Source organism: uncultured Rossellomorea sp., assembly GCF_947488365.1.
Classification (GTDB): Bacteria; Bacillota; Bacilli; order Bacillales; family Bacillaceae_B; genus Rossellomorea.
In genome coordinates, this window is the sequence record NZ_CANKZT010000001.1 from 768,624 (window position 1) to 791,537 (window position 22,914).

Sequence of the window (22,914 nt, forward strand, 5' to 3'; positions counted from 1 at the left end):
ACTTATCACGTTAAAGGAAAATCAACTTCCGCTGTTTCTTCATCAAAGCTGTAAGGATCCTCAACCGTCTCCTTTTCAAGCTCCTTAAAAAGTAAATAGGTGTCTATACTTCCTGTCTGCGAAAAAAATTTCCATGTTAAGTCTAACATAAAAAACCCACCTTTCTGGATTTAAACTAGCAAGACTTCATAAGCTTTCTTGTGATTAGAATGAGCATTTTCTCTCTAAAAGATGTGGCCTAAATATTGTTAATTTAATCATCAATATTCGTCATCGCTAAAGCCAAAGTCACGAAGGGTGGAAGATCGGTTCCTCCAATCCTTTTGGACCTTCACCCATAGTTCAAGATAAACCTTTGATCCCAATAGGTTCTCAATGTCTACACGGGAACGCTTTCCAACTTCTTTAAGCATGGATCCCTGTTTTCCAATCACAATTCCTTTTTGTGAATCTCTCTCCACAATAATGGTGGCGATAACATCGATAAGATCCTTCTCTTGCTTTCTCTCCATTTTATCGATTACGACTGCAATACTGTGAGGGATCTCTTCCCTTGTCAGATGCAGGACCTTCTCACGAATGAGTTCTGAAACGATGAAACGTTCCGGATGGTCGGTAATTTGATCAGCCGGATAGAATTGAGGTCCTTCTGGTAATTGATCCTTTAATAGTTGCAAAAGATTATCTACGTTATTTCCTTCAAGTGCTGAAATCGGAACAGTCGCCGCGAAAGGAAACAGGTCATTGTATTGTTGAATCATTGGCAATAACGCATCTGGATGGATTTGGTCAATTTTATTCAGAATAAGGAAAACGGGTGTTTTTACCCCTTTTAACTTCTCAATAATGAAATGATCCCCTTTTCCTAATCCTTCTTCAACATTGACCATGAACAAAATGACGTCCACTTCTTTTAAAGTGTTCTGAGCAATCTTCATCATGAAGTCTCCCAGTTTGTGTTTCGGTTTGTGTATCCCTGGAGTGTCGATGAATATCATTTGTGCATCATCTGTCGTGTAAACTCCCTGAACTTTGTTTCGTGTTGTTTGAGGCTTATCACTCATAATTGCAATCTTTTGACCGATTACACGGTTCAGGAAAGTGGATTTCCCAACGTTCGGTCGTCCGATGATGGAGATGAAGCCTGATTTGTATTCTGTATTACTTCCAATATTACTCATTTAAATCCTCCGGTGAAAAAGCTCCTGGTAATAGTTCTGCAACGGTTAGTTCTTCCACATCGCCTTTAAGATTTGTCAGTACGACTTTCATTTCTTTCGGGCATAATTCCGAAATGACCTGACGACAGGCTCCACATGGTGGCACCGGTCTTGCCGTGTCTGCTACAACCGCAATCATTGAATAGTCTGTATCGCCTTCTGAGTAAGCTTTGAATAGAGCTGTTCGTTCGGCACAATTACACATGCTATAGGCTGCATTCTCGATATTACAACCGTGATAGACCTTACCATCCTTTGACAGAAGGGCCGCTCCCACCTTGAATTTACTATAGGGTACGTATGCTTTTTCTCTCGCTAGTTTAGCTTCTTGTATCAATTGTTCTGCATTCATTCGTTTAACTCTCCTTTTAACCCTTACACATTCATTTTACTACAATTTTCATAAAAGAAAATGGGCTGTTATCATTTTGTAATAAAATAGTTAGATAATTCAAACTATTTATTGATTTTGTCCTTTGCTCCACTTATTCTATACAAGTATAAGAACGTTTTCAAATGAATTAAAGGCTGCAAGAGAGAAATCGTTCAATTTCTCTCTTGCAGCCTTTGTTTTCCAGATATTCGTATCTTCTTTGCTTCCATCAAAGAGCAGAAATAAGCTCAAGTAGCTTTGGAAGAAATATAATGACACCAACAATCGCAGTACAGAACGCAAAGAGTAATACGGCAGCCGATGCAAGGTCCTTTGCCGCTTTCGCCAAGGGATGGTAGTCTGAAGTTGAAAGGTCCACAGCCTTTTCAATCGCTGTATTCATTGTTTCAAGTGCCAACACCGAAAACACCAATATGATCAGGATGATCCATTCCATGGCAGATACAGACAGCATATACGCTAAGATAAAAACAATTATCCCTACACATGAGTGAATCCTGAAATTCTGCTCCGTGGCCCATACAGATTTAATCCCATCTACGGCATACTCAAAAGACTTCAAGAACCTGAATAGGCCGAACTTAGTCCCTTTTGAGTCCATATTCATCTAAAATATCCTTTTGTCTCTGAAACATTTTCTTTTCATCCATTGCTTCCATATGATCATAGCCCAATAAATGCAGGAAACCGTGAAGAGCAAGAAAACCCAGTTCACGGGAAAATGAATGATTATATTCTTCCGCCTGCTCTTTGGCTCGATCGATGGAAATGATAATATCACCGAGTACACGGGGAATTTGACCACCTACAATTTCAACTTCGTCCTCTCCCAATTCTTCAAGAGCAAAGGAAATCACATCTGTGGGCTGGTCCTTGTGGCGGTATTCACGATTGATTTCCTGGATTCTTTCGTTCGTCACAAACGTAACCGATACTTCGCTGTCATCTTCGACCTCTTCTTTTTTTGCTGCAAAGTTTAAGATGTTTTGCACCAAACTTGTTTCCTCTTCGGATAATTTTTCAGTTTCATCAATAAAGTCGATCAATAATGTCATGCTTCTTCTCCTTTTGCTTTAAGTTCCGGATATTCTATTCTCGGATGAAAGATTCCATTCAACGTCTCACAGAGAGACCTCTTGACTGTTTCCAATTGCTTCAATGAAATATCACATTCGTTAAACTGACCGTCCTGCAGGCGGTCTTGTACAATGGAATGAACAAGCTGTTGAATCTCTCCCTGAGTGGGAGATGTCTTCGATCTGACAGCCGCTTCTACACTATCTGCAATGCTAATAATGGCCGCTTCCCTTGTTTGTGGTTTAGGACCGGGATATCGATAATCTTCTTCCTTAACATCTTTCCCTTGTTCCTTTGCCTTATAATAAAAATATTTCAACAACGTCGTTCCATGATGCTGCTCGGCAATATCTACAATTTCCTTTGGCAACTTATGCTTACGCAGCATGTCGGCACCGTCTGAAGCATGACTTATAATAACATCCCTACTCGTCTCAGGCGAGACCCGATCATGGGGATTTTCCATATTTAGCTGATTTTCTATAAAAAAGTGTGGCCTCTTTGACTTCCCAACATCATGATAGTAGCATCCGACCCTCGCTAATAGTCCGTTTGCGCCAATGGATTCACATGCAGATTCTGCAAGATTCGCTACCATCACACTGTGATGATAAGTACCCGGCGCATCGGTCAGCAGCTTCTTTAATAATGGTTGTGTAGGGCTTGATAGCTCCACCAGCCTCATGGAAGAAAGTATGCCAAACCCGGCCTCGAAAAACGGAAGGAAACCGATTGTTAATATAGAGGAACCGATTCCTGATACCAGGGCAAACACGAGATAATACACATATTCGCTATTGGAATAAGAAGTACCGCTTAACAGAACTAAAAACGCCAGGATCAATATATTCACAAGAGCTACATAAATACCCGCTCTTAAAATATTCGAGCGCTGATTGCGGCTCACCAGGAAAAGAATCCCTGAAACTCCACTGAATAACGTATAAATAGCGATCTCTATATCGATTGAACCAGAGAACTGATGGTGAAAGACGATACTTGAGCAGGCTGATAGTATAAATATCATCATCATGGCAATCCGCTCATTCAATAAAATCCTCAGTATCATCCCCGTGAATGCAGCAGGTAATATAAAGGCAATATCATTGATCTCCATCTGGTCTATTAATCCCACAATCTTCATGATCAGCAGTGAAATCACAAATACGATACTTGTAAGGATTAAATAGTTCTGTTTTCGTTCTTCTGTTACTTCCAGGGTGTAGAAAAAGTAATACAGAGAACTGATTATGACAAGGACAAAGAGGGCTAGTCCAATATAGGGCTTGAAAGAGAACGTATTTTCTACCATCCCCATTGATTTCAGGATACTGTATACTTTCGGTGTAATCAGGTCTCCATCCTGTACAATGACTCCACCTTCAATGATTTCAACCTTTTGAACATTAACTTCAGCGAGTTTCTTCAACTCATCGGTTTTTTCTGCGTCGTAATACTGAGTAGGCTCAAGGGCAACATTTCCAAGCGCAACAGCCGCTGTAGTCAGATCACCTTTAAAACTATAGCTCGTGATCCTTTGTTCTAAATTGAATCTCGCTTCTTTTAACTCATCCTCTTTCACACCATTCTCCATAATGACTTTCAATTGAGTGGAAACGATCGTCTCCAATCGATCCAAGTCTTCTTCTGGTGCTTCTAAAAGGGTTTTTAATACTGAGTCATTCAAACCATTGGTCACATTATTATCTTTATCCTTTGGAAGCTTCCCTTTAAGCAGCTTTAGCTGCTCATTTATATCAGCCCCGGGAGAAGGCTTTAGATCCTCGGTTTCTTCATCCTTCGTTTCCGCCTTCACTTCTTTTACACTTTCAATGAGTGAGCGAAGAAGGGATATGGAGTTGTCGACGGCTCCTTCTTTCGTGGTATAGACATTCGCTACTTCAGCCTTTGCTTCTTCCCTCTTCTTCTCAGTAGCCTCATCATCAACGAATTTCTTAGGAGCCCTTATCGTTGTAGGAGCTTCTTCATACAAATTGATATCCAGGGTTTTTGGTTTTACGTTTCCATATAAAACCCCAAAAACAATAATACCAAGTAACACAAATAAGAGATTGGTAAAGAGTCGGTAGCTAAGAATGCTCCTTATTTTGAGTAAAAATGGGTGCGTTTGCATAAAGAACCCCCTGTTATGTAAGTACAATTTCAACCAGTTCAAGGTAAAGAGCTTACAAAAAAAGCACGAGTAAAAAATAATCCAGCAATTATGTAAAATGATAACAGTTTTTTACTTAATTATCTATGTTAAACCCTATAAAAAAGATTGATCCTGCATGTGTCATCTCTGTTCAAGGATGACACACTGGATCAATCTCTTTATCGTATTACTTTTCTATTGTTTCATACGCATCGATTATTTTAGCGACCAATGGGTGACGAACCACATCCGCTTGATCAAGATAAATAAACGATACTCCTTTTACATCCTTTAATATTCTTTCAGAAGAAATTAATCCTGACTCGCTACCTCTTGGTAAATCCACTTGAGAGCGATCTCCAGTGATGATCATTTTCGAATCAAAGCCAAGTCTGGTTAAAAACATTTTCATTTGTGCTTTCGTTGTATTTTGGGCCTCATCCAATATGACAAACGCATCATCCAGTGTACGACCCCTCATATATGCCAGAGGAGCGATTTCAATGGTTCCTCTTTCAATCAATCGAGCTGTATGCTCGGCCCCCAGTACATCATGCAAGGCGTCATATAGGGGACGCAGATAAGGATCTACCTTTTCCTTTAAGTCACCTGGAAGGAAGCCCAGGCTCTCTCCTGCTTCAACAGCAGGGCGTGTAAGGATAATTTTTTTAACCTGCCCGTTTTTTAACGCATGTACTGCCATTACAACAGCCAGATAGGTTTTCCCCGTACCTGCAGGACCAATCCCAAACACCATATCGTGTTTCTTGATAGCGTGGATGTATTGGCGTTGCCCAAGAGTTTTCACCCTGATGGATTTACCTTTTGCATTTTTCGTAATTTCTTCATTGTACAAATCTGTAAAGTATTCAAGTGTGCCTTGTTTGCCCATTTCCAGTGCATAGTGAACATCTCTTTGGCCAATATTGATTCCTTTACGTATCACAGCTACGAGTCGATCTGAAACTTCAAGAGCGAGACTTACATCTTCTTCCTTACCTGAAACCAGCAATTCTTCGCCTCTTGTTACGATGGAAACGTGTAATTCCTGTTCTATTAATTTAAGGTGAGAATCTGAAACACCAAACAATGCGATGGCTTCGTTGGGGTTTTCAAGTTGTAATTTCATTAAGATTTCATCTGACATTCGTTAGTCTCCTTGAATAATTGGTTGTCCTACTGCAATGTTTTCTAATACTTTGAAGTGAATTGTTACCCTAACTTTACCATTCTCAACCTTTTCTTGCAAAATTTTTTCACCTGTGACTTCTGCATCCTCAGGGAGGCTGGATTCCAAATTACTTTTGGCCAGCTTCTTAGCAGCATCAATGGCTTCTGATTTTGTATACGTTCTCTCTACATCTTCTTTCTCTTTAAAGCTTTTATCAATATAATATATAGGCAGCTCCCATTTAAGAAAACGAAGGTTCTTTTTGTTCTCTTCCACGATGGACTCTTTGTACTCAACCTTGCCAAATCCCCAAATCGGAATATTGAAAGAACCGACTCCGACATAATGTTTTCTTTTTTCATTACCGCTAAAAACCACAAATCGGGATTTCAATGGAAGATCCACGTTTGATTTATACCATGTTTCCCCCAGGATTTTCGCCTTGGCCGAAACCCCTTTAGGATCTTTTTCATTCCCGATCAAACCCGATACGAGGAGCTGACCTTTGTTTACATAGTCATTGACGTTCACCTGGGGGTCTCCTTCTTCTACAAACATTTGAGTGATAATTGCTTTCTTCTTGGCTACAATATGCTGCAGACCAGATGATTCAGATGGTTCAGGGGCATTCTTCTCAACCACTTGGAAGTGAAAGGTTGTCCCTTGCAATTCCACCCCCACCCATGTAATATTGTTCATCCTGTAGGATAGCTCCCGTTGGATATTTTCCACATCCGGCAGGGAGAATTGCAGCTTTCCTTTCGACACTCCCATTTCTTCCAGCTCTTTTCTTATACTGTGCTCCGTTTGGGGTGATGCTCCTTTAATTTGAATGTCCCAAACCATATTGGAAAGCAGGAACACAATGACGAAGAAAGCAAGTCCACCTATCATGAACCCTGAGTTCTTCAGGGAACGCTTAAACAGAAATGGAACTCCCTGACCTCTTAGAAATGTCACTTTACACTCGGATGTCCGTACCGCTCTTCGGAAGTTATGTACATCTTCTAAAGATAAGTAAAAGGTGATGGTCTCCGTTCCAGCCCTCTTCACATTCCAAATCGTGATACCCGCCCGGAGCAATTGATTAATAACCCTCTCAATTAATCTGCCTTCCATTTTTACAAATACCTTTCCTCTCAAAAAGGTAAACCACTGGTTCTTCAAATCGGTCCCCCCTATTGTTCTAAATAGATCACTTCTACGATCTTCCCCTGAAGAAGAATTTCTTCAGGAAGAATCATCTTGATGACAAATTGCTCACCTTTTATTAAAAGTTGACCTTGTTTTAGCAGAAGCCGCACCTCTCGATCTGTGAACGTCAGCAGACCGCGATGGTTTTCTATATAGATATGAATTTGTCCAATCATTGTGACGCGAGGAAGGTCCATCATGACATCTTCAGGTAAATCCATCTTCTGTGTCATCCACTTACGCATTTGTTGTAAAAAGCTTTTCGCCATAAAAAAAGAACCCCCTTTCATCTCATATTTATGAAATGAAAAGGGGTTTCATCACTCTTATTTTTGATGATGGCGTTTTTTTGATCTCGGAGGTCCAAATACCTCTGAGAAGATAAATCCTTTTACGATATCATCTTCATTTTTGAAATCGATGTTGAGAGTTGACCTTTTCTCCCTTATTTTCTTTGCCCTTGTTTGATGAGCTTCCAGTCGGCGGGAATACCGCTCTTCTTTCTTTTGCAAGTCTGCATACGTTGATTCTGCTTCCTTCTTCTTTTCTTCAAAACGGGTTTGAATGGAAGAGGCTGCGTCTTTCAATGGTTCTTTGTATTCTCTTGGCACTCTGCTGCGTGCCGGTCTCTCTCTCTCCCTTTCTCTTCCTCTTTCATAAGGTTCGGAAGGAGGGGGAGACGCCGTTTGAATCGGTTTTTGCCTTACTGGTTTAGTAGAAGGCGACTCTTTCACTTTATTGAAAATCGACGTGATGAGCCCGATCAGTATGGCTATGATTAAAGGTTCCATGGAGAAAACTCCTTTCTCACAAGGGGAAATTACTTATCTTTAGAATTTTTCGGATCATTTTTATCCCCGGTTAGTTTCCCGATCGAGTCTCTCATATCCGTATCAGCGTCGATGTTCTTTAAGTTCATATAGTCCATCACTCCGATATTGCCTGATCTTAGTGCTTCAGCCATGGCAAGAGGTACTTCTGCTTCCGCTTCCACAACCTTCGCTCTCATTTCTTCTACTCTTGCTTTCATTTCCTGCTCATTGGCAACGGCCATTGCTCTTCTTTCTTCCGCTTTCGCTTGTGCAATGTTTTTATCAGCTTCTGCTTGCTCTGTTTGCAGTTCTGCTCCGATATTCTTGCCGATATCAACGTCCGCGATATCAATCGAGAGAATTTCGAATGCCGTACCTGCATCCAGTCCTTTTGAAAGGACCGTTTGAGAAATCAGATCTGGATTTTCCAACACCTTCTTGTGATTATCGGATGAACCGATTGTTGATACAATCCCTTCCCCTACACGGGCAACGATCGTCTCTTCCCCGGCACCCCCGACAAGGCGGTCAATATTTGCACGAACCGTAATACGCGCTTTGGCTTTCACTTCTATTCCATCCATTGCAACACCGGCAATAAACGGTGTTTCGATCACTTTAGGGTTAACGCTCATTTGAACCGCTTCAAGTACGTCACGACCAGCAAGGTCAATCGCCGCACAACGCTCAAAGGTTAGTTCAATATTCGCACGATGAGCCGCAATCAGTGCATTAACCACTCTGTCTACGTTACCACCAGCTAAATAGTGACTCTCCAGCTGATTGATCGTTACCGTGATTCCAGCTTTATGGGCTTTAATTAATGGATTGATCACACGACTCGGGATAACACGTCTCAACCTCATCCCCACTAGTGTGAAAATACTGATTCTTACTCCTGCTGCGATTGCAGAAATCCACAGCATGACTGGAACAAATGTAAATAAAACAGCTAAAACGATGATGCCCACCACGATCGCAACGAGCAGTAAAATCGTACTTGGTCCTATTACCATATCTTTTTACCTCCTAAAGTATTATGAAATGTCTCTTACAACAATCCTTGAACCTTCTACCTTCACTATCTTAACCTTTTCGCCTGCTTTGATAAAGCCGCCTTCTGTCACAGCATCGATTCTTTCATCATCCACGATCACGGTTCCAGATGGTCTTAAAGGAGTTTTGGTTACACCTTCTTTACCGATCAGCTCTAATCGATTGATGTTTGATACATATCCACTTTCTGTGCTTGTTGAATCTTTTAAAATGATTTTGTTAAATAATTTCATTTTTTTACCAAACACCTTTACAAATATAATCATTGTCACAACGGCAATAAGAATAGCGATAAGAAGAGAAATTCCCATTTGCACTACATCGCCCCCTGCCAGCATGATACTTGCGAGAATCGCCCCGATGCCAAGTCCGCCTGCAATGCCCCCCGGGAGGAAAAATTCCGCAACGATAAGGGCGATTCCAATGATAAAGAGGATGATGGTTTCGTAACCGGCAAGTCCTGCCACTAAGTGGCCATAAAAGAATAATAGAAGAGAAATCAACCCGATTGAACCGGCAATTCCAAAGCCTGGTGAATACAGTTCAACAATCAACCCAAGGCTCGCCAACGAAAGAAGGATTGGTACAACGACCGGATTTGTAATAAATCGGGCCAACTTCTCTGCAAAGGTCTCTTCGACATTTACAACCGAAGATTTATTGACACCAAGGGTTTCATATAATTCATCCAGATTTGCAACGGTTCCTTCAGAGTAGCCGACTTGCTTGGCTTCTTTTGAACCGAGAGTCAGCAGCTCTCCTTTTTCAATCCCCAATTCTTCGATCACTACCGATTCATCGGCCATGGCTAAAGCATATTGAGGATCTCTCCCATTTGATTCGGCGGCACTCTTCATGGCAGAAAGCCAGTAACTCTGAGCTTTCTTATCCGCTGCATTTCCCGCCTGATCAATCACGGCCGCAGAACCGATTTGAGCATTCGGAACCATATAGATCTCATCTGCATGAAGGGATATGAAGGCACCTGCCGATAAAGCATGATTATTCACAAAGGAAACCGTCTTTGTCTCCACGCCATCAAGGAGCTGACCAATATCACCCGCTGCCGTTACCAGACCACCGGGCGTATCAATATTAAATATAATAAGTTCAGCATTGTTTTCTTCTGCATCACTTATCGCCCTCTCCAAAAATGCATGAAGGCCTTTCTCGACTTCTTTGTGAATAGGAATAACGTATACTTTTTTTGTATTCTCAGCAGAGCTTAACAAGGGCTGTAAGAAACTAAACCCGAGAATCATCATGAAAAATATAAGTAGACCTCTTTTCAACGCAACCCCCTCGTTTCAGGTAATATTCCTTGATACTCTATGTACGTATGACCTATTAATATAGTTTCAACTTTTTTAAAAATATTATGTTATTGGGGCGGAAATTATTAATATAGTAAAAAAATTGAAAAATGTGGGTGGTTTTTGATGGGTTGACCTTAGATACGACTCGTTTGGGACTTTTCATTATGGTTTTTAGACACTTTATTATCGACTTTGGTCCTTTTATTATCGACTTTATCCATTTTATTATCAACTTTCGCATCCTTATTTTCAACCCTTATCGCTCCGGTATGAATATCCATTCAACAATAATAAAAAAACCGGAAAGCATCAAGGCTTCCCGGTTTTTCTAATCTTATGATAAATGTTGAAGAACAAGTTTGTTGACGAGAGCTCCATCGGCTTTCCCTTTTAATTTAGGCATGATTGCTCCCATCACTTTGCCCATGTCGGCTTTAGAAGTAGCACCTACCTCCGCTACTGTTTCTTGAACAATAGCAGAGACTTCTTCTTCTGAAAGCTGCTTCGGCATATATATTTCGACGTAAGTCAGTTCTGTTTGAATTTTTTCAACGAGGTCTTCGCGACCAGCGTTTTGAAATTCCTGGAGGGAGTCTTTCCGTTGCTTCACTTCTCGAGAAAGGACAGTCAACTCTTCGTCTTCAGAGAGTTCCTGATTCCCATGTTTAATCGCTTCATTTTGAAGTGAAGCTTTAAGCATACGAATAACAGAAAGCTTCTCTTTTTCTTTATTTTTCATCGCTTGTTTCATATCATCATTTAAACGATTGAGAAGACTCATACTTACACCCTCTCTTAGAACTTACGCTTTCTTGCAGCTTCTGATTTCTTTTTGCGTTTTACGCTTGGCTTTTCATAAAATTCGCGCTTTCTAAACTCTTGTAAAGTTCCTGTTTTAGAAACTGAGCGTTTGAAGCGACGAAGAGCATCTTCAAGCGATTCGTTTTTACGAACAACTGTTTTTGACATCTCTCTTTCCCTCCCTCCGAACACACTACACTTACATGTTAAAGTCAAGAAATGGTTTGTACCAATTTCTTCAGACGCAAGATGTAATCCCAGCGTCCTTTACTTCACCAATAGGTTATGGCTTTGCCCTTGGATCATTGTCACAAGGGGACAGAAAGTGTATGTCTTTCTTGGATGAATTCTTTATCTACATAAAGAAATCCATGTACTTTGCCATTATAATATATGATATGTAATAGGTCAACAATTTATCATAAAACACTCATATAATTAGGCATGTCTCACTCGTTCCTTCCATACATTTGTATTAAGCAGGCTGGTGTGTAGGAGGAATGAAATGATTTTACATGGAATCGCCTTTATTTTTTTTATCTTATGTTTTTTGCTTGGGATGACTTGGCTGCGGTCAGGACTTTTTAATATTGCGAATCAGAAGATAAAGAAATGGCTTCATTTTTTAACAAGCACTCCCACTAAGGGTGTTCTTACAGGAACGATTGTGACAGCCTTTATTCATAGCAGTTCTGCCGTTATGGTACTCACTGTGGGACTTGCTTCCTCTGGCTTGATACCGTTCAGACAGACCATTGGAATTATGCTCGGATCCAATATTGGAACAACGTTTACCCTTGAAATGTTCACACTGGATATGAATTATCTTATTGTCCCATCCATGATCATCGGATGCATCCTGTATTTCTTCCCCTCACCTTCCTTACGGAGTACGGGCATGATATTTATCGGGTTTGGATTGATCTTTACGTCGATCCGTGCGATCCAGTGGTTAGCTACTCCATTAACTTCTCACGAATCCTTGCGCACGTATATCACAGAAGTGAACGAGCATGTTGTCCTGGCACTCTTGATTGGTTGTATATTAACGGCGATCATTCAATCCAGTACCGTTGTGACAGGTGTGACGATGGGGTTTCTGGCTGCCGGCTCCATTGATCTTCATGCAGGAATCGCCATTATGCTCGGAGCAAATGTCGGTACGTGTATAACCGCCTTTATCGCAAGCATTGGTGGAGGTATCCAAGCAAAGCTGACGGCTTACGCTCACATATGGCTTAACGTTATCGGGGTCGCTCTTTTTATTCCTCTAATCCCATTACTCGGAACCGTGGTTCAATCTTTAGCGGGCTCTCCCGATTTACAATTAGCCCATGCCAGTGTCGTATTTAACATATTATGCTCGATCCTTGTTCTGCCGTTCACTAATCAATTTGCACGTTTCATTGAAAGAATTCACCATCCAAAAAAAAGCTGAACGAGGTATGATAACCTCGATCAGCTTTTTTTATTAATAGTCAGAGTCACTTGTTAAGCCTTGTACGATTTTCACACCAGAGCTCGCTCCCAGACGAGTAGCTCCAGCTTCAATCATCGCTTGTGCATCCTCAGCAGAGCGTACGCCACCTGAAGCTTTCACACCGATTTCAGGTCCAACCGTTTTTCTCATAAGAGCGATATCTTCCACAGTCGCTCCTCCAGTAGAGAAACCTGTAGATGTTTTCACATAATCTGCTCCAGCTTCTACAGCCAATTGGCAGGCCTTCACTTTTTCTTCGTCCGTCAGTAGGCACGTTTCGATGATTACTTTTGAAAGTGCTTTACCTTTAGATGCTGCCACAACAGCTTCGATATCACGCTTAACCAGTTCATGGTCGCCACTTTTTAATGCGCCGATATTGATGACCATATCTACCTCTGTTGCTCCCTTTTCGATTGCATCTTTTGTTTCGAATGCTTTCGTTTCAGGTGTAGAAGCTCCCAGTGGGAAACCGATAACTGTACACACTTTTACTTCAGTACCGCTTAATAATTCGCTTGAATATTGAACCCATGTTGGGTTAACGCACACAGAAGCAAACTTGAATTCTTTTGCTTCCTGGCAAAGTACTTCTACTTGGTCTTTCGTTGATTCAGGTTTAAGTAAAGTATGATCAATCATACTTGCAATGTTCGTAGTCATTCATTATCTCTCCTTTAACAGTTGTCCGTACCTCTCCTATCATATCAAATCAAAGAGAAAAAGACGAGCATTTCTTCATAGCATCTCCAAAAAAAGAAAACCTTTTCATTTTTTAATTCTCTTTTAACAAAGTTTGTTGTTTTCTAACATAAAGTCTGCCAAGGTGCAAGGTGCTCCGTCAACCAGTGTGTGTGCTTAGATGGTGAGGGGAACCGCTTCGCTTTCCACGGACGTACGGCCGTTCTTCCGCAGGAGTCTACGCAGTTCCCCTCACCATCTATAAGAAATATTCGTGTCAGAGCTTATAGGGACAAAAAAACAATCTTAAGAAAACAGAATTACACAAGAGGAAATCGACCACTACTCTCTTTAAATGAGGTTGTTTTCCAAAGAAATTTATATTGATTTTATTAGAATTACTTCAAGTTGAAAAAGTTGATTAGATTTATCAGTGACCTTCTTCTTGCGTTTCGATGTCCTTCTTGGTTTTAATCCAAAGCAACCGTAAATTCAACCCAAGTCCGTCTATCTATATTATTAGGCATTCAGAATGTAGAAGAACAAAGTGGATTGTAGCGGAAGGCACTTGACTCCTGCGGGATATAGAGGAAAGGTCGAGACCCCACAGACGGAACGTCGAGGAGGCTCGACTTCCTCCCCGCGGAAAGCAAGTGCCTGGAGCGGAAAGGAACGGTCTAAGTTTTGATCACTCTACCTGTTTCCTTCTCTTAAATAACAACAATTTTTAAGAATAGAGCCAATGAAAAACAACCCCGGTATTCAATCACCAGGGTTGCAATCCTCATTATTTCAAACGATACACTCTCGCCTCATATGGCTTAAGAGTTAACTTGCTTACATTTTCATGGCTGTCTACATCATAGTTATTCAGTAAAAGGTCCGATGAAGATACTTCTAAGTCTTTAAGGTCACAAACGGTGTTCTTGGTGGAAAGGTTTGTGATCACGATCATGGATTGATCTTCACCTGTGCGGGTATAAGCATAAATTTGCTTGTCTTTTTCAAGTAGCAGGTCATAGATTCCGTACGTGAAGACATCTTCATTTTTCTTTAATTGGATCATCTTTTTGTAGAAATTCAGGATGGATTTTTCATCCTTTTCCTGAGCTTTTACATTGATTGTTTTATAGTTTGGATTCACTTTCATCCAAGGTGTTCCGCTAGTAAACCCGCTGTTTTCACCGTCTGACCATTGCATTGGCGTTCTGCTGTTGTCACGGGATGATGCCCAGATGATTTCCATAATATCCTTATGAGATACGCCTTCTTCACGCTTAAGACGATATAAATTCTTGACTGCTACATCATCATAATCTTCAATGGAAGGAAATTGAACATTCGTCATGCCAATTTCTTGTCCCTGGTAAATGAACGGTGTTCCCTGCATTAAGAAATACATGGTTGCCATAGCTGTGGCACTTTCTTTCCAGTATTCTTTGTCGTTCCCCCAAGTGGACACAACGCGGGGTTTATCATGATTTTCAATGAATAGTGCATTCCAGCCGTTGCCTTCAAGTCCTTTTTGCCAACGCGAGAGCACCTTTTTCAATTCGACGATGTCCAGGTCAGGATTTGTTTCAGCGTCCCATAAACCTAGATGTTCGAATTGGAAGATCATATCCATTTTACCGTTTTCTTTACCAACCCATAGTTCTGCTTCATCAGCCTTCACGCCATTCGCTTCTCCTACAGACATGACATCATAATTTCCATACGTCCGATCTTTGAATTCTTGAAGGAACGTATGAATCCCTTTTTGGTTCATATGCATATCGAAAGAAGAAACGTATTTTTGCTTTTTCGGATTTGGCATATCAGGAAGACCCGGACGTTTCTTAATATGGCTGATGGCATCGATTCTAAAGCCATCGATTCCTTTATCAAGCCACCAGTTGACAGTATCATAAAGAGCATCGCGCACTTCTTCATTTTCCCAGTTCAAATCAGGCTGCTTCGTAGAGAATACGTGAAGGAAATATTGATCTGTTTCTTCGTCATACTTCCATGCCGACCCTCCAAAGATGCTCTCCCAGTTATTCGGCTCCTTGCCTTTGACCCCATCTCTCCAAATATACCAATCACGTTTTGGATTGTCTTTAGAACTCTTAGACTCAATAAACCATGGATGTTCGTCACTTGTATGGTTAAGCACAAGATCGATGATCAGCTTCATATCTCTCTTATGGACCTCTTTAAGGAGTTGATCGAAGTCTTCCATCGTACCGAAATCCTCCATGATATCCTGATAATCTGAAATATCATATCCATTATCATCATTAGGTGATTTGTACATTGGACAAATCCAGATCACATCGATACCTAATTCTTTAATATAATCCAAACGTTGAATCACGCCCTGTAAGTCGCCAATTCCGTCTCCGTTTGAATCCTGAAAACTTCTAGGATAGATTTGATAGCCTACCGCTTCTTTACGCCATGCCTTTTTCATCGTAACACCTCATCAAAGTATAGTAAGATACAAACGCTTACATTTAATGCAATCGTTTGCACTATTAGTTTAAAAAAAAGAACCATTTCATTTAATATATTGACATTAATAGTTTACAACCTTCTTCTTCACTTATCAATAGATAAATTGATTCTAAGCAAAAAAAAGAAAGTGGTTACAAAGTATTATTGTGCAAAAACAAAAAAGCACCCAACCATTGTCAGGTGCCTTGATCGTTAAATTGCGGCTTTTTCTTCTGTTTCTTCAAGTACACGTACAAATTGACCTTCGTTTAAAGGATAGCCTGCTTTCGCGATTTTCACTTTCACAAGCTTTCCTACCATGTCTTCCGTTGCAGGGAAAACCACTTTCAAGTAATTATCCGTGTATCCAACATAGAGATCATCTTGGTAAATTTCTTCAGGGATAACCTCTAATACTTCATTTTCAAACTGAGAAGCGTATTCTTTCGCTAATTGATTCGAAAGTTCAATCAAACGATGAACTCGTTCGTTCTTGATATCTTCATCGATTTGGTCGTCCATACGTGCTGCAGGTGTACCTGTTCGCTTCGAGTATGGGAACACATGAAGCTCTGAGAATTTATGTTCATTGATGAAGTTATATGTTTCCATAAATTCTTCTTCCGTTTCACCAGGGAAACCGACAATGACATCAGATGTAACTGCAAGACCCGGTAAAGCCTTTTTAAGCTTTTCCAAGCGCTCTGCAAAGAATTCCATCGTATACTTTCTGCGCATTCTCTTAAGGACCGTATTGGATCCTGATTGAAGTGGAATGTGTAAGTGTCTGACAACAATATTGGATTGATCAATCACTTCAATGACTTCATCCGTCAGTTGACTGGCTTCGATGGAAGAGATACGAATTCTTTTCAGACCCTTCACTTTTTGCTCCAAGTCTTTAAGAAGCATGGCAAGGTTGTAGTCTTTCATGTCCTCTCCGTATCCACCTGTGTGAATTCCTGTCAGGACAATCTCTTTATACCCTGCATCCACAAGCTGTTGAGCTTGATGAATCACTTCTTCAGGGTCACGGGATCTCATAAGTCCACGAGCCCATGGAATAATACAGAATGTACAGAAGTTATTGCACCCTTCCTGGATTTTAAGAGAGGCACGAGTACGATCCGTGAATGCCGGAACATCCAGCTCTTCATATACACGATTTTTCATAATGTTTGTAACACCATTGATTGGTTGGCGTTCTTGTTTATATTCTTCAATGTACGTTAACATTTTTCTTCGGTCTTGGGTACCAACCACGACATCAACGCCCGGAATCGCCATAATTTCGGCAGGGGATGTTTGAGCGTAGCACCCTGTTACACAAATCACACCGTCAGGGTTCTTACGGATGGCACGACGAATGACCTGTCTGCTTTTCTTATCCCCTGTATTCGTTACCGTGCATGTGTTAATGACATATACATCTGCGATCGAATCATATTCTACACGTTCGTATCCTTCTTCTTTAAATAGTTGCCAAATGGCTTCTGTTTCGTAGTGGTTCACTTTACACCCTAGAGTGTGAAACGCTACTGATGGCATTACAATCACCTCATAAGTTCTAATTGATAGCTGATGGCTGATAGGACATACAATGGAGCAGTCTCCGTCCGTAAGATTCTGGGACCTAAACCACAGGAAATAAATCCTGCGCTCTTACACATCTCTACTTCTTTTTCCGTTAATCCACCTTCAGGACCGAATACGACCAGGACACTTTGTCCATTCTCAATCGTCGATAACACCTTTGAAAGATTTCCTTTTTCTCCAGCTCTTGCTTCTTCTTCATAAGCGATCAGTTTGAAATCAAACTGCGCCTGTATTAATTGTTTCAATGAAATGGGTGCAGATACATCGGGAACAAGGAGTCTATGAGACTGTTCAGCTGCTTCCTTGACGATTTTCTCCCATCGCTCTACCTTTTTCCTTGCTTTCTTATCGTCCCACTTCACAATGGAGCGATCCGCATTAAAAGGGATAAATTGAGTGGCTCCAAGCTCTGTTCCCTTTTGGAAAATCAACTCCAATTTATCCCCTTTCGGCAGTCCGCTCGCAATGGTTACTTTAATTGGTAATTCTTTCGTCGTTGTTTCCCATTTTACTATTGATAGTTCTACTGCGTCACTGGAAATCGTTTCAATACGGGCAAGCGCTGATGCTTGATCCTTGAAAACAGCAAATACTTCATCATCTTCCTTCATTCTCATGACACGAACAATATGATGATAGTCATCCCCTGTTATCGTAATCGGATCATTTTCTCGATATATGTCATCTATAAAATATCGTTGCATACAGTTTCAACTCCACCGTTTTTTACTTGCCTTTACATAGGCTTCTTAGCGATAATAGCGACCCAGTCTTCCATAACCATAATTTCTTCTATTATAAATCCGGCAGTCTCCAGTGCGTCACGTACTTCTTGCTTCTTAGGCTGGATAATCCCAGAGGTGATAAAGAATCCGCCCGGTTTCACAAGTTCGTAGGCATCATCTGTAAAGCGTAAAATGATTTCAGCCAAAATGTTCGCTACAATCACATCGGCTTGCCCTGTAACGCCATTCAATAAATTGTTCTCGTCGACCGTCACAGTTTGTTGGACTTTGTTCAGCTTCACGTTTAGTCTTGCTGAACGAACAGCCACTTCATCCAGGTCATACGCTCTTACATTGTCTGCAGCCAACTGTGCAGCAGCAATGGATAATACACCTGAACCTGTTCCTACATCGATGACCGTATCATGTTCTTTAACGATTCTCTCAAGAGCCTGGATACACATGACCGTTGTAGGATGAGTTCCTGTCCCGAATGCCATTCCTGGATCCAGTTCAATGATGAGTTCGTCACTGTGAACCGGTGTATAGTCTTCCCAAGTAGGGACGATTGTAAATTTATCGGAGATCTTCACAGGATGGTAGTATTTCTTCCACGCCGTTGCCCATTCTTCCTCATTCACTTCTGAAATCTCCACTTTGTTTTCACCAATGTCGATATCATACGTAACCAGGTTCGTAATGCCCTGCTTGATCTCATCAACGGTTTCACCAAGAAAGCTATTTACGGGTAAATACGCTTTGACTAAGACACCTTCACTCGGATAATCATCAGGATTGAGTTGGTAGATCTCTCCAAACATATCTTCTCTTTCCTTAATTAATTCGGCAGGGTCTTCAATGACCACACCGCTTGCTCCAGATTCATGAAGAATGTTTGAAATAGGTTCAATCGCTTCATTCGTAGTAAGAATACTGATTTCTGACCATTTCATTGATCTACCAACTCCGTTCTTTAGTTATTCGCCTTTAAAGGCTTTTTTTACTTTATCAAAAAAGCTTTCATGCTGTTCGTCTGGTACCTGTCCGCTAATATCCGCAAACTCTCTTAATAGTTGCTTTTGCTTATCCGTTAATTTAGAAGGAGTAACCACCTTCACTTGAACATGCTGATCACCTGTACCGTATCCACGTACATTCGGTACTCCTTTACCTTTCAAACGGAATCTCGTGCTTGTTTGAGTTCCCGCAGGTACTTTCAGCTTTACTTTTCCGTGCAGCGTTGGTACCTCAATTTCATCACCTAATGCAGCTTGTGCAAACGTCACAGGCATTTCGCAATAAATATCATCTCCGTTACGTTCGAAGAAATCATGTGAGCGAACGTGGAAGACAACGTACAAGTCACCCGCTGGTCCACCATTTATACCTGGTTCACCTTGACCAGTAACACGCAGCTGTTGACCATCATCGATACCAGCCGGAATTTTCACAGAGATTTTACGGCGCTTCTGTACTTTACCAGCACCGCCACATGTAGAACATTTTTCCTTGATTTGTTTACCTGTACCGTTACAGTAGTGACAAACGCGTCTGTTCACAATGCGGCCGAACGGTGTATTTTGTTCCACGTTTAATTGACCAGATCCATTACAGTGAGAACATGTATTGACCTTTGTTCCCGGCTTCGCACCAGAACCATGGCAAGTGTCACATTCTTCCTCTCTCGGAATCTCGATTTCTGTTTCTTTTCCAAATACCGCTTCTTCAAATGTCAGAGACATCGTATACTGAAGGTCCGCACCTTGTCTAGGGGCATTCGGATCTCTTCTGCGGCCTCCGCCGCCACCGAAGAACGTATTAAAGATGTCTTCGAAACCACCGAAACCGCCGCCGCCAAAGTCTGCGCCACCGCCGAAACCTTGGTTAGGGTCCGTATGTCCAAAACGATCATATTGTGCACGTTTCTGATCATCACTTAATACTTCATAGGCTTCCGATATTTCTTTGAATTTCTCGTCCGCATCCGCTTCTTTATTAATATCCGGATGATATTTTTTGGAGAGCTTGCGGTATGCTTTCTTCATTTCGTCTTTTGAGGCATCTTTTCCGACACCGAGTACCTCATAATAGTCCCGTTTACTCATTAAAACACCACTCCCGAATCCTTTGCATAAAGGTTATTTTAACATTGAGCTTCGACTATTATCAATAAAAACTCAACATTCCTTATATTTGATTGTGTCTGTTAGATGAATTGAATCATCTTCCACTCTCTTCAATCATAGAAAAAGTCAAAGCCAAGAACCGCCCTGACTTTGACTTTTTCGTTCATTCTGGATTATTTCTTGTCGTCGTTTACTTCTTCGTATTCAGCGTCGACTACATCGTCGTCTTTCGAAGCTTCGCCTTCTGCTCCTTGAGCTGCTTGAGCTTCCGCTTGAGCCTGCTCATAAAGCTTCATCGTTAAGCTTTGAACGATTTCCTGTAATGCATCTTTCTTTTCACGGATAAGATCTAAATCGTCTTTCTCGATCGCTTCTTTCAGTTCAGCTTTCGCATCTTCCGCTTTTTTCACTTCATCTTCTTCTACTTTGCCTTCAAGATCTTTTAACGTTTTTTCCGTTTGGAATACAAGTTGGTCGGCTTCGTTGCGAAGTTCAACTTCCTCTTTACGTTTTTTATCCGCTTCGGCATTTTCTTCTGCTTCCTTCACCATGCGTTCTACTTCATCATCTGAAAGACCTGTAGAAGATTTGATTGTGATGTTTTGCTCTTTACCTGTTCCAAGGTCCTTCGCACTTACATTCACGATACCGTTCTTATCAATATCGAATTTCACTTCGATTTGAGGTACGCCCCGTGGTGCCGGCGGAATGTCCGCTAATTGGAAACGACCTAGCGTTTTGTTATCAGCAGCCATTGGGCGCTCACCTTGTAATACATGGATATCAACAGCTGTCTGATTATCCGCAGCAGTTGAGAATGTTTGTGATTTAGACGTCGGGATCGTAGTGTTACGCTCGATCAACTTCGTTGATACGCCACCCATTGTTTCGATACCAAGTGATAGTGGTGTAACGTCAAGTAAGACAACGTCTTTTACGTCTCCAGTCAGAACTCCACCTTGAATCGCTGCCCCCATCGCTACAACTTCGTCAGGGTTAACACCTTTAGATGGCTCTTTACCTGTTTCTTTTCTGATCGCTTCTTGTACAGCCGGGATACGAGTTGACCCACCAACAAGAATGATTTTATCGATTTCACTTGCAGAAAGACCAGCATCTTTCATCGCTTGACGAGTTGGACCCATTGTACGTTCTACAAGATCTGAAGAGATTTCATCGAATTTCGCTCTTGAAAGAGTCACTTCCAGGTGAAGTGGTCCAGCTTCTCCAGCCGTGATGAATGGAAGTGAGATCTGAGTTGAAGTAACTCCTGAAAGATCTTTCTTCGCTTTCTCAGCAGCGTCTTTAAGACGTTGAAGAGCCATTTTATCTTTAGAAAGGTCGATGCCGTTCTCTTTTTTGAATTCAGCTACAAGATAATCGATGATCACTTGGTCAAAGTCGTCTCCACCTAGTCGGTTGTCGCCGGCAGTAGAACGTACTTCGAATACACCGTCACCAAGTTCAAGGATGGATACGTCAAATGTACCGCCACCAAGGTCATAAACAAGGATCGTTTGATCTTGGTCCATCTTGTCTAAGCCGTATGCCAGTGCAGCTGCCGTTGGTTCGTTGATGATACGCTCAACTTCAAGACCCGCGATTTTCCCGGCGTCTTTTGTAGCTTGACGTTCTGCATCATTGAAGTAAGCAGGTACTGTGATAACCGCTTTTTCAACTTTTTCCCCAAGATAGTCTTCTGCATATGATTTTAAATGTTGAAGAATCATAGCTGAAATTTCTTGTGGCGTATATTCTTTTCCTTCAGCTTCTACTTTGTGATCTGTCCCCATGTGACGTTTCACTGAGATGATCGTGTTTGGATTCGTGATGGCTTGACGCTTCGCTACTTCCCCAACCTGCTTTTCACCATTTTTGAACGCAACAACTGAAGGAGTTGTGCGGTTTCCTTCTGCATTTGCAATGACCTTTGGCTCTCCGCCTTCAAGTACTGATACACATGAGTTTGTCGTACCTAAGTCAATACCGATTATTTTACTCATAGTAAGAAACCTCCCTAATTTGTATATGTAATGTCTTTATTATTGATTGACCTTCACCATGGAAGGACGAATTACTCTGTCTTTCAGTTTGTATCCTTTTTGGAATTCCTCAACAACAACATTGCTATCGACGTTTTCCTCTTCTGTTTGCATAACAGCTTGATGCAAATGAGGATCAAACTGTTGACCTACTGATTCAATTGGCTCTACTCCCTCTTTCTTAAGGGCTTCAACAATGCTTCTGTGAACCATTTCCATTCCTTGTAGCAGTGTTTTCGTTTGATCATTATCAGCTTCTATATTTAAAGCACGCTCGAAATTATCAAGTGCTGGCAATAGTTCAGTAATCAGACCTTGAGCACGATATTTCTCCTTCGCTTCGTTTTCAACATTTACGCGTCGGCGGAAGTTATCGAAATCAGCTCTTAAACGAAGATAACGATTTTCAGACTCATTCAGCTTTTCTTCTAATTGTGAAAGCTCATCTGATTCGTGTTCTTCTTCTGTTACTACTTCTACTTGAGGTTCTTCAGCGAATACTTCTTCAACCGCTTCGCTTTTTTCCTCTTTTGCTTCTTGCTGTTCTTGTTTTGTTTCTTCAGACATAACATTCACCTCCTTAAAAATCTGCG

22 protein-coding genes and 1 pseudogene are annotated in these 22,914 nt (G+C 41.2%); 1 reads left to right on the forward strand and 22 read right to left on the reverse strand.

Annotation, left to right across the window (positions count from 1 at the left end; genetic code table 11):
* Positions 1 to 5 precede the first annotated feature (5 nt).
* The 14 genes and pseudogenes from Q1B03_RS04140 to rpsU all read right to left on the reverse strand — a co-directional run bounded on the left by Q1B03_RS04140 (position 6) and on the right by rpsU (position 11,364).
* Positions 6 to 149, reverse strand: coding sequence for a YqzL family protein (locus tag Q1B03_RS04140; RefSeq protein ID WP_299738481.1), 144 nt, complete (start codon positions 147 to 149; stop codon positions 6 to 8).
* Between the two features lie 111 nt (positions 150 to 260).
* Positions 261 to 1,181, reverse strand: a complete 921-nt coding sequence (era, locus tag Q1B03_RS04145) for a GTPase Era (RefSeq protein WP_044339614.1) — start codon at positions 1,179 to 1,181, stop codon at positions 261 to 263.
* Positions 1,174 to 1,584 (reverse strand): annotated as a pseudogene (locus Q1B03_RS04150) (cytidine deaminase); the annotation flags it as partial. The pseudogene Q1B03_RS04150 and the gene era, both read right to left, overlap by 8 nt.
* Positions 1,585 to 1,822: 238 nt before the next feature.
* A complete protein-coding gene (locus Q1B03_RS04155; protein WP_299738490.1) occupies positions 1,823 to 2,221 on the reverse strand; it encodes a diacylglycerol kinase in 399 nt (132 codons plus the stop codon).
* Positions 2,196 to 2,669 carry an rRNA maturation RNase YbeY gene (ybeY, locus tag Q1B03_RS04160; RefSeq protein WP_299738492.1) on the reverse strand — a complete coding sequence of 158 codons (474 nt, stop codon included), beginning with the start codon at positions 2,667 to 2,669 and terminating at the stop codon, positions 2,196 to 2,198. Before ybeY ends, Q1B03_RS04155 begins: the two co-directional genes overlap by 26 nt.
* Positions 2,666 to 4,825 (reverse strand): HD family phosphohydrolase, encoded by a 2,160-nt coding sequence (locus tag Q1B03_RS04165; RefSeq protein WP_299738494.1) that lies wholly within the window; start codon positions 4,823 to 4,825, stop codon positions 2,666 to 2,668. Before Q1B03_RS04165 ends, ybeY begins: the two co-directional genes overlap by 4 nt.
* A gap of 208 nt (positions 4,826 to 5,033) precedes the next feature.
* Positions 5,034 to 5,993 carry a PhoH family protein gene (locus Q1B03_RS04170; RefSeq protein WP_299738496.1) on the reverse strand — a complete coding sequence of 320 codons (960 nt, stop codon included), beginning with the start codon at positions 5,991 to 5,993 and terminating at the stop codon, positions 5,034 to 5,036.
* A gap of 3 nt (positions 5,994 to 5,996) precedes the next feature.
* Positions 5,997 to 7,184, reverse strand: a complete 1,188-nt coding sequence (yqfD, locus tag Q1B03_RS04175; RefSeq protein WP_299738497.1) for a sporulation protein YqfD — start codon at positions 7,182 to 7,184, stop codon at positions 5,997 to 5,999.
* An 11-nt stretch (positions 7,185 to 7,195) separates the two neighbouring features.
* The gene (yqfC, locus tag Q1B03_RS04180; RefSeq protein WP_034757499.1) at positions 7,196 to 7,480 is read right to left on the reverse strand and encodes a sporulation protein YqfC; all 285 of its coding nucleotides are present in this window, start codon (positions 7,478 to 7,480) and stop codon (positions 7,196 to 7,198) included.
* 57 nt (positions 7,481 to 7,537) lie between these two features.
* A complete protein-coding gene (locus Q1B03_RS04185; RefSeq protein ID WP_299738501.1) occupies positions 7,538 to 8,002 on the reverse strand; it encodes a hypothetical protein in 465 nt (154 codons plus the stop codon).
* Between the two features lie 29 nt (positions 8,003 to 8,031).
* Positions 8,032 to 9,033 carry a flotillin-like protein FloA gene (gene floA / locus Q1B03_RS04190; protein WP_299739623.1) on the reverse strand — a complete coding sequence of 334 codons (1,002 nt, stop codon included), beginning with the start codon at positions 9,031 to 9,033 and terminating at the stop codon, positions 8,032 to 8,034.
* Between the two features lie 27 nt (positions 9,034 to 9,060).
* Positions 9,061 to 10,344, reverse strand: coding sequence for a nodulation protein NfeD (locus Q1B03_RS04195; RefSeq protein ID WP_299739625.1), 1,284 nt, complete (start codon positions 10,342 to 10,344; stop codon positions 9,061 to 9,063).
* Positions 10,345 to 10,729: 385 nt separating this feature from the next.
* Positions 10,730 to 11,176 (reverse strand): GatB/YqeY domain-containing protein, encoded by a 447-nt coding sequence (locus Q1B03_RS04200; RefSeq protein WP_299738503.1) that lies wholly within the window; start codon positions 11,174 to 11,176, stop codon positions 10,730 to 10,732.
* A gap of 14 nt (positions 11,177 to 11,190) precedes the next feature.
* Complete coding sequence (gene rpsU, locus Q1B03_RS04205; RefSeq protein ID WP_032087602.1) at positions 11,191 to 11,364, reverse strand: 30S ribosomal protein S21; 174 nt, start codon at positions 11,362 to 11,364, stop codon at positions 11,191 to 11,193.
* Positions 11,365 to 11,701: 337 nt separating this feature from the next.
* On the opposite strand from rpsU, the gene Q1B03_RS04210 reads away from it, so the two are divergent.
* On the forward strand, positions 11,702 to 12,634 hold the full coding sequence (locus Q1B03_RS04210) for a Na/Pi symporter (protein ID WP_299738516.1): 933 nt from the start codon (positions 11,702 to 11,704) through the stop codon (positions 12,632 to 12,634).
* A 33-nt stretch (positions 12,635 to 12,667) separates the two neighbouring features.
* Here Q1B03_RS04210 and deoC read toward each other — a convergent pair whose 3' ends face one another.
* From deoC to grpE, 8 genes are all read right to left on the reverse strand, one after another.
* Entirely contained in the window at positions 12,668 to 13,339 is a 672-nt protein-coding gene (gene deoC, locus Q1B03_RS04215) for a deoxyribose-phosphate aldolase (RefSeq protein WP_044339604.1), read from the reverse strand.
* Between the two features lie 805 nt (positions 13,340 to 14,144).
* A complete protein-coding gene (locus Q1B03_RS04220) occupies positions 14,145 to 15,809 on the reverse strand; it encodes an alpha-glucosidase (RefSeq protein WP_299738518.1) in 1,665 nt (554 codons plus the stop codon).
* Between the two features lie 236 nt (positions 15,810 to 16,045).
* Entirely contained in the window at positions 16,046 to 17,380 is a 1,335-nt protein-coding gene (gene mtaB, locus Q1B03_RS04225) for a tRNA (N(6)-L-threonylcarbamoyladenosine(37)-C(2))-methylthiotransferase MtaB (protein ID WP_299738520.1), read from the reverse strand.
* 5 nt (positions 17,381 to 17,385) lie between these two features.
* Positions 17,386 to 18,132 carry a 16S rRNA (uracil(1498)-N(3))-methyltransferase gene (locus Q1B03_RS04230; protein WP_299738522.1) on the reverse strand — a complete coding sequence of 249 codons (747 nt, stop codon included), beginning with the start codon at positions 18,130 to 18,132 and terminating at the stop codon, positions 17,386 to 17,388.
* Positions 18,133 to 18,164: 32 nt separating this feature from the next.
* Positions 18,165 to 19,106, reverse strand: coding sequence for a 50S ribosomal protein L11 methyltransferase (prmA, locus tag Q1B03_RS04235; RefSeq protein WP_299738524.1), 942 nt, complete (start codon positions 19,104 to 19,106; stop codon positions 18,165 to 18,167).
* Positions 19,107 to 19,130: 24 nt separating this feature from the next.
* Positions 19,131 to 20,258 carry a molecular chaperone DnaJ gene (gene dnaJ / locus Q1B03_RS04240; RefSeq protein ID WP_299738526.1) on the reverse strand — a complete coding sequence of 376 codons (1,128 nt, stop codon included), beginning with the start codon at positions 20,256 to 20,258 and terminating at the stop codon, positions 19,131 to 19,133.
* Positions 20,259 to 20,452: 194 nt separating this feature from the next.
* Positions 20,453 to 22,282, reverse strand: coding sequence for a molecular chaperone DnaK (gene dnaK / locus Q1B03_RS04245; RefSeq protein WP_044339598.1), 1,830 nt, complete (start codon positions 22,280 to 22,282; stop codon positions 20,453 to 20,455).
* A 39-nt stretch (positions 22,283 to 22,321) separates the two neighbouring features.
* Positions 22,322 to 22,888 (reverse strand): nucleotide exchange factor GrpE, encoded by a 567-nt coding sequence (gene grpE, locus Q1B03_RS04250; protein WP_299738530.1) that lies wholly within the window; start codon positions 22,886 to 22,888, stop codon positions 22,322 to 22,324.
* Between the last annotated feature and the right edge of the window lie 26 nt (positions 22,889 to 22,914).

Bases quoted from the DNA above. Each gene is read 5' to 3' on its own strand.
- dnaK (WP_044339598.1), bottom strand. From the start codon at position 22,282: ATGAGTAAAATAATCGGTATTGACTTAGGTACGACAAACTCATGTGTA.
- prmA (WP_299738524.1), bottom strand. From the start codon at position 19,106: ATGAAATGGTCAGAAATCAGTATTCTTACTACGAATGAAGCGATTGAA.
- Q1B03_RS04170 (WP_299738496.1), bottom strand. From the start codon at position 5,993: ATGTCAGATGAAATCTTAATGAAATTACAACTTGAAAACCCCAACGAA.
- Q1B03_RS04140 (WP_299738481.1), bottom strand. From the start codon at position 149: ATGTTAGACTTAACATGGAAATTTTTTTCGCAGACAGGAAGTATAGAC.
- Q1B03_RS04155 (WP_299738490.1), bottom strand. From the start codon at position 2,221: ATGAATATGGACTCAAAAGGGACTAAGTTCGGCCTATTCAGGTTCTTG.
- mtaB (WP_299738520.1), bottom strand. From the start codon at position 17,380: ATGCCATCAGTAGCGTTTCACACTCTAGGGTGTAAAGTGAACCACTAC.
- Q1B03_RS04210 (WP_299738516.1), top strand. From the start codon at position 11,702: ATGATTTTACATGGAATCGCCTTTATTTTTTTTATCTTATGTTTTTTG.
- rpsU (WP_032087602.1), bottom strand. From the start codon at position 11,364: ATGTCAAAAACAGTTGTTCGTAAAAACGAATCGCTTGAAGATGCTCTT.
- deoC (WP_044339604.1), bottom strand. From the start codon at position 13,339: ATGACTACGAACATTGCAAGTATGATTGATCATACTTTACTTAAACCT.
- ybeY (WP_299738492.1), bottom strand. From the start codon at position 2,669: ATGACATTATTGATCGACTTTATTGATGAAACTGAAAAATTATCCGAA.
- Q1B03_RS04230 (WP_299738522.1), bottom strand. From the start codon at position 18,132: ATGCAACGATATTTTATAGATGACATATATCGAGAAAATGATCCGATT.
- era (WP_044339614.1), bottom strand. From the start codon at position 1,181: ATGAGTAATATTGGAAGTAATACAGAATACAAATCAGGCTTCATCTCC.
- yqfC (WP_034757499.1), bottom strand. From the start codon at position 7,480: ATGGCGAAAAGCTTTTTACAACAAATGCGTAAGTGGATGACACAGAAG.
- Q1B03_RS04195 (WP_299739625.1), bottom strand. From the start codon at position 10,344: ATGATGATTCTCGGGTTTAGTTTCTTACAGCCCTTGTTAAGCTCTGCT.
- grpE (WP_299738530.1), bottom strand. From the start codon at position 22,888: ATGTCTGAAGAAACAAAACAAGAACAGCAAGAAGCAAAAGAGGAAAAA.
- Q1B03_RS04220 (WP_299738518.1), bottom strand. From the start codon at position 15,809: ATGAAAAAGGCATGGCGTAAAGAAGCGGTAGGCTATCAAATCTATCCT.
- Q1B03_RS04165 (WP_299738494.1), bottom strand. From the start codon at position 4,825: ATGCAAACGCACCCATTTTTACTCAAAATAAGGAGCATTCTTAGCTAC.
- dnaJ (WP_299738526.1), bottom strand. From the start codon at position 20,258: ATGAGTAAACGGGACTATTATGAGGTACTCGGTGTCGGAAAAGATGCC.
- Q1B03_RS04185 (WP_299738501.1), bottom strand. From the start codon at position 8,002: ATGGAACCTTTAATCATAGCCATACTGATCGGGCTCATCACGTCGATT.
- Q1B03_RS04200 (WP_299738503.1), bottom strand. From the start codon at position 11,176: ATGAGTCTTCTCAATCGTTTAAATGATGATATGAAACAAGCGATGAAA.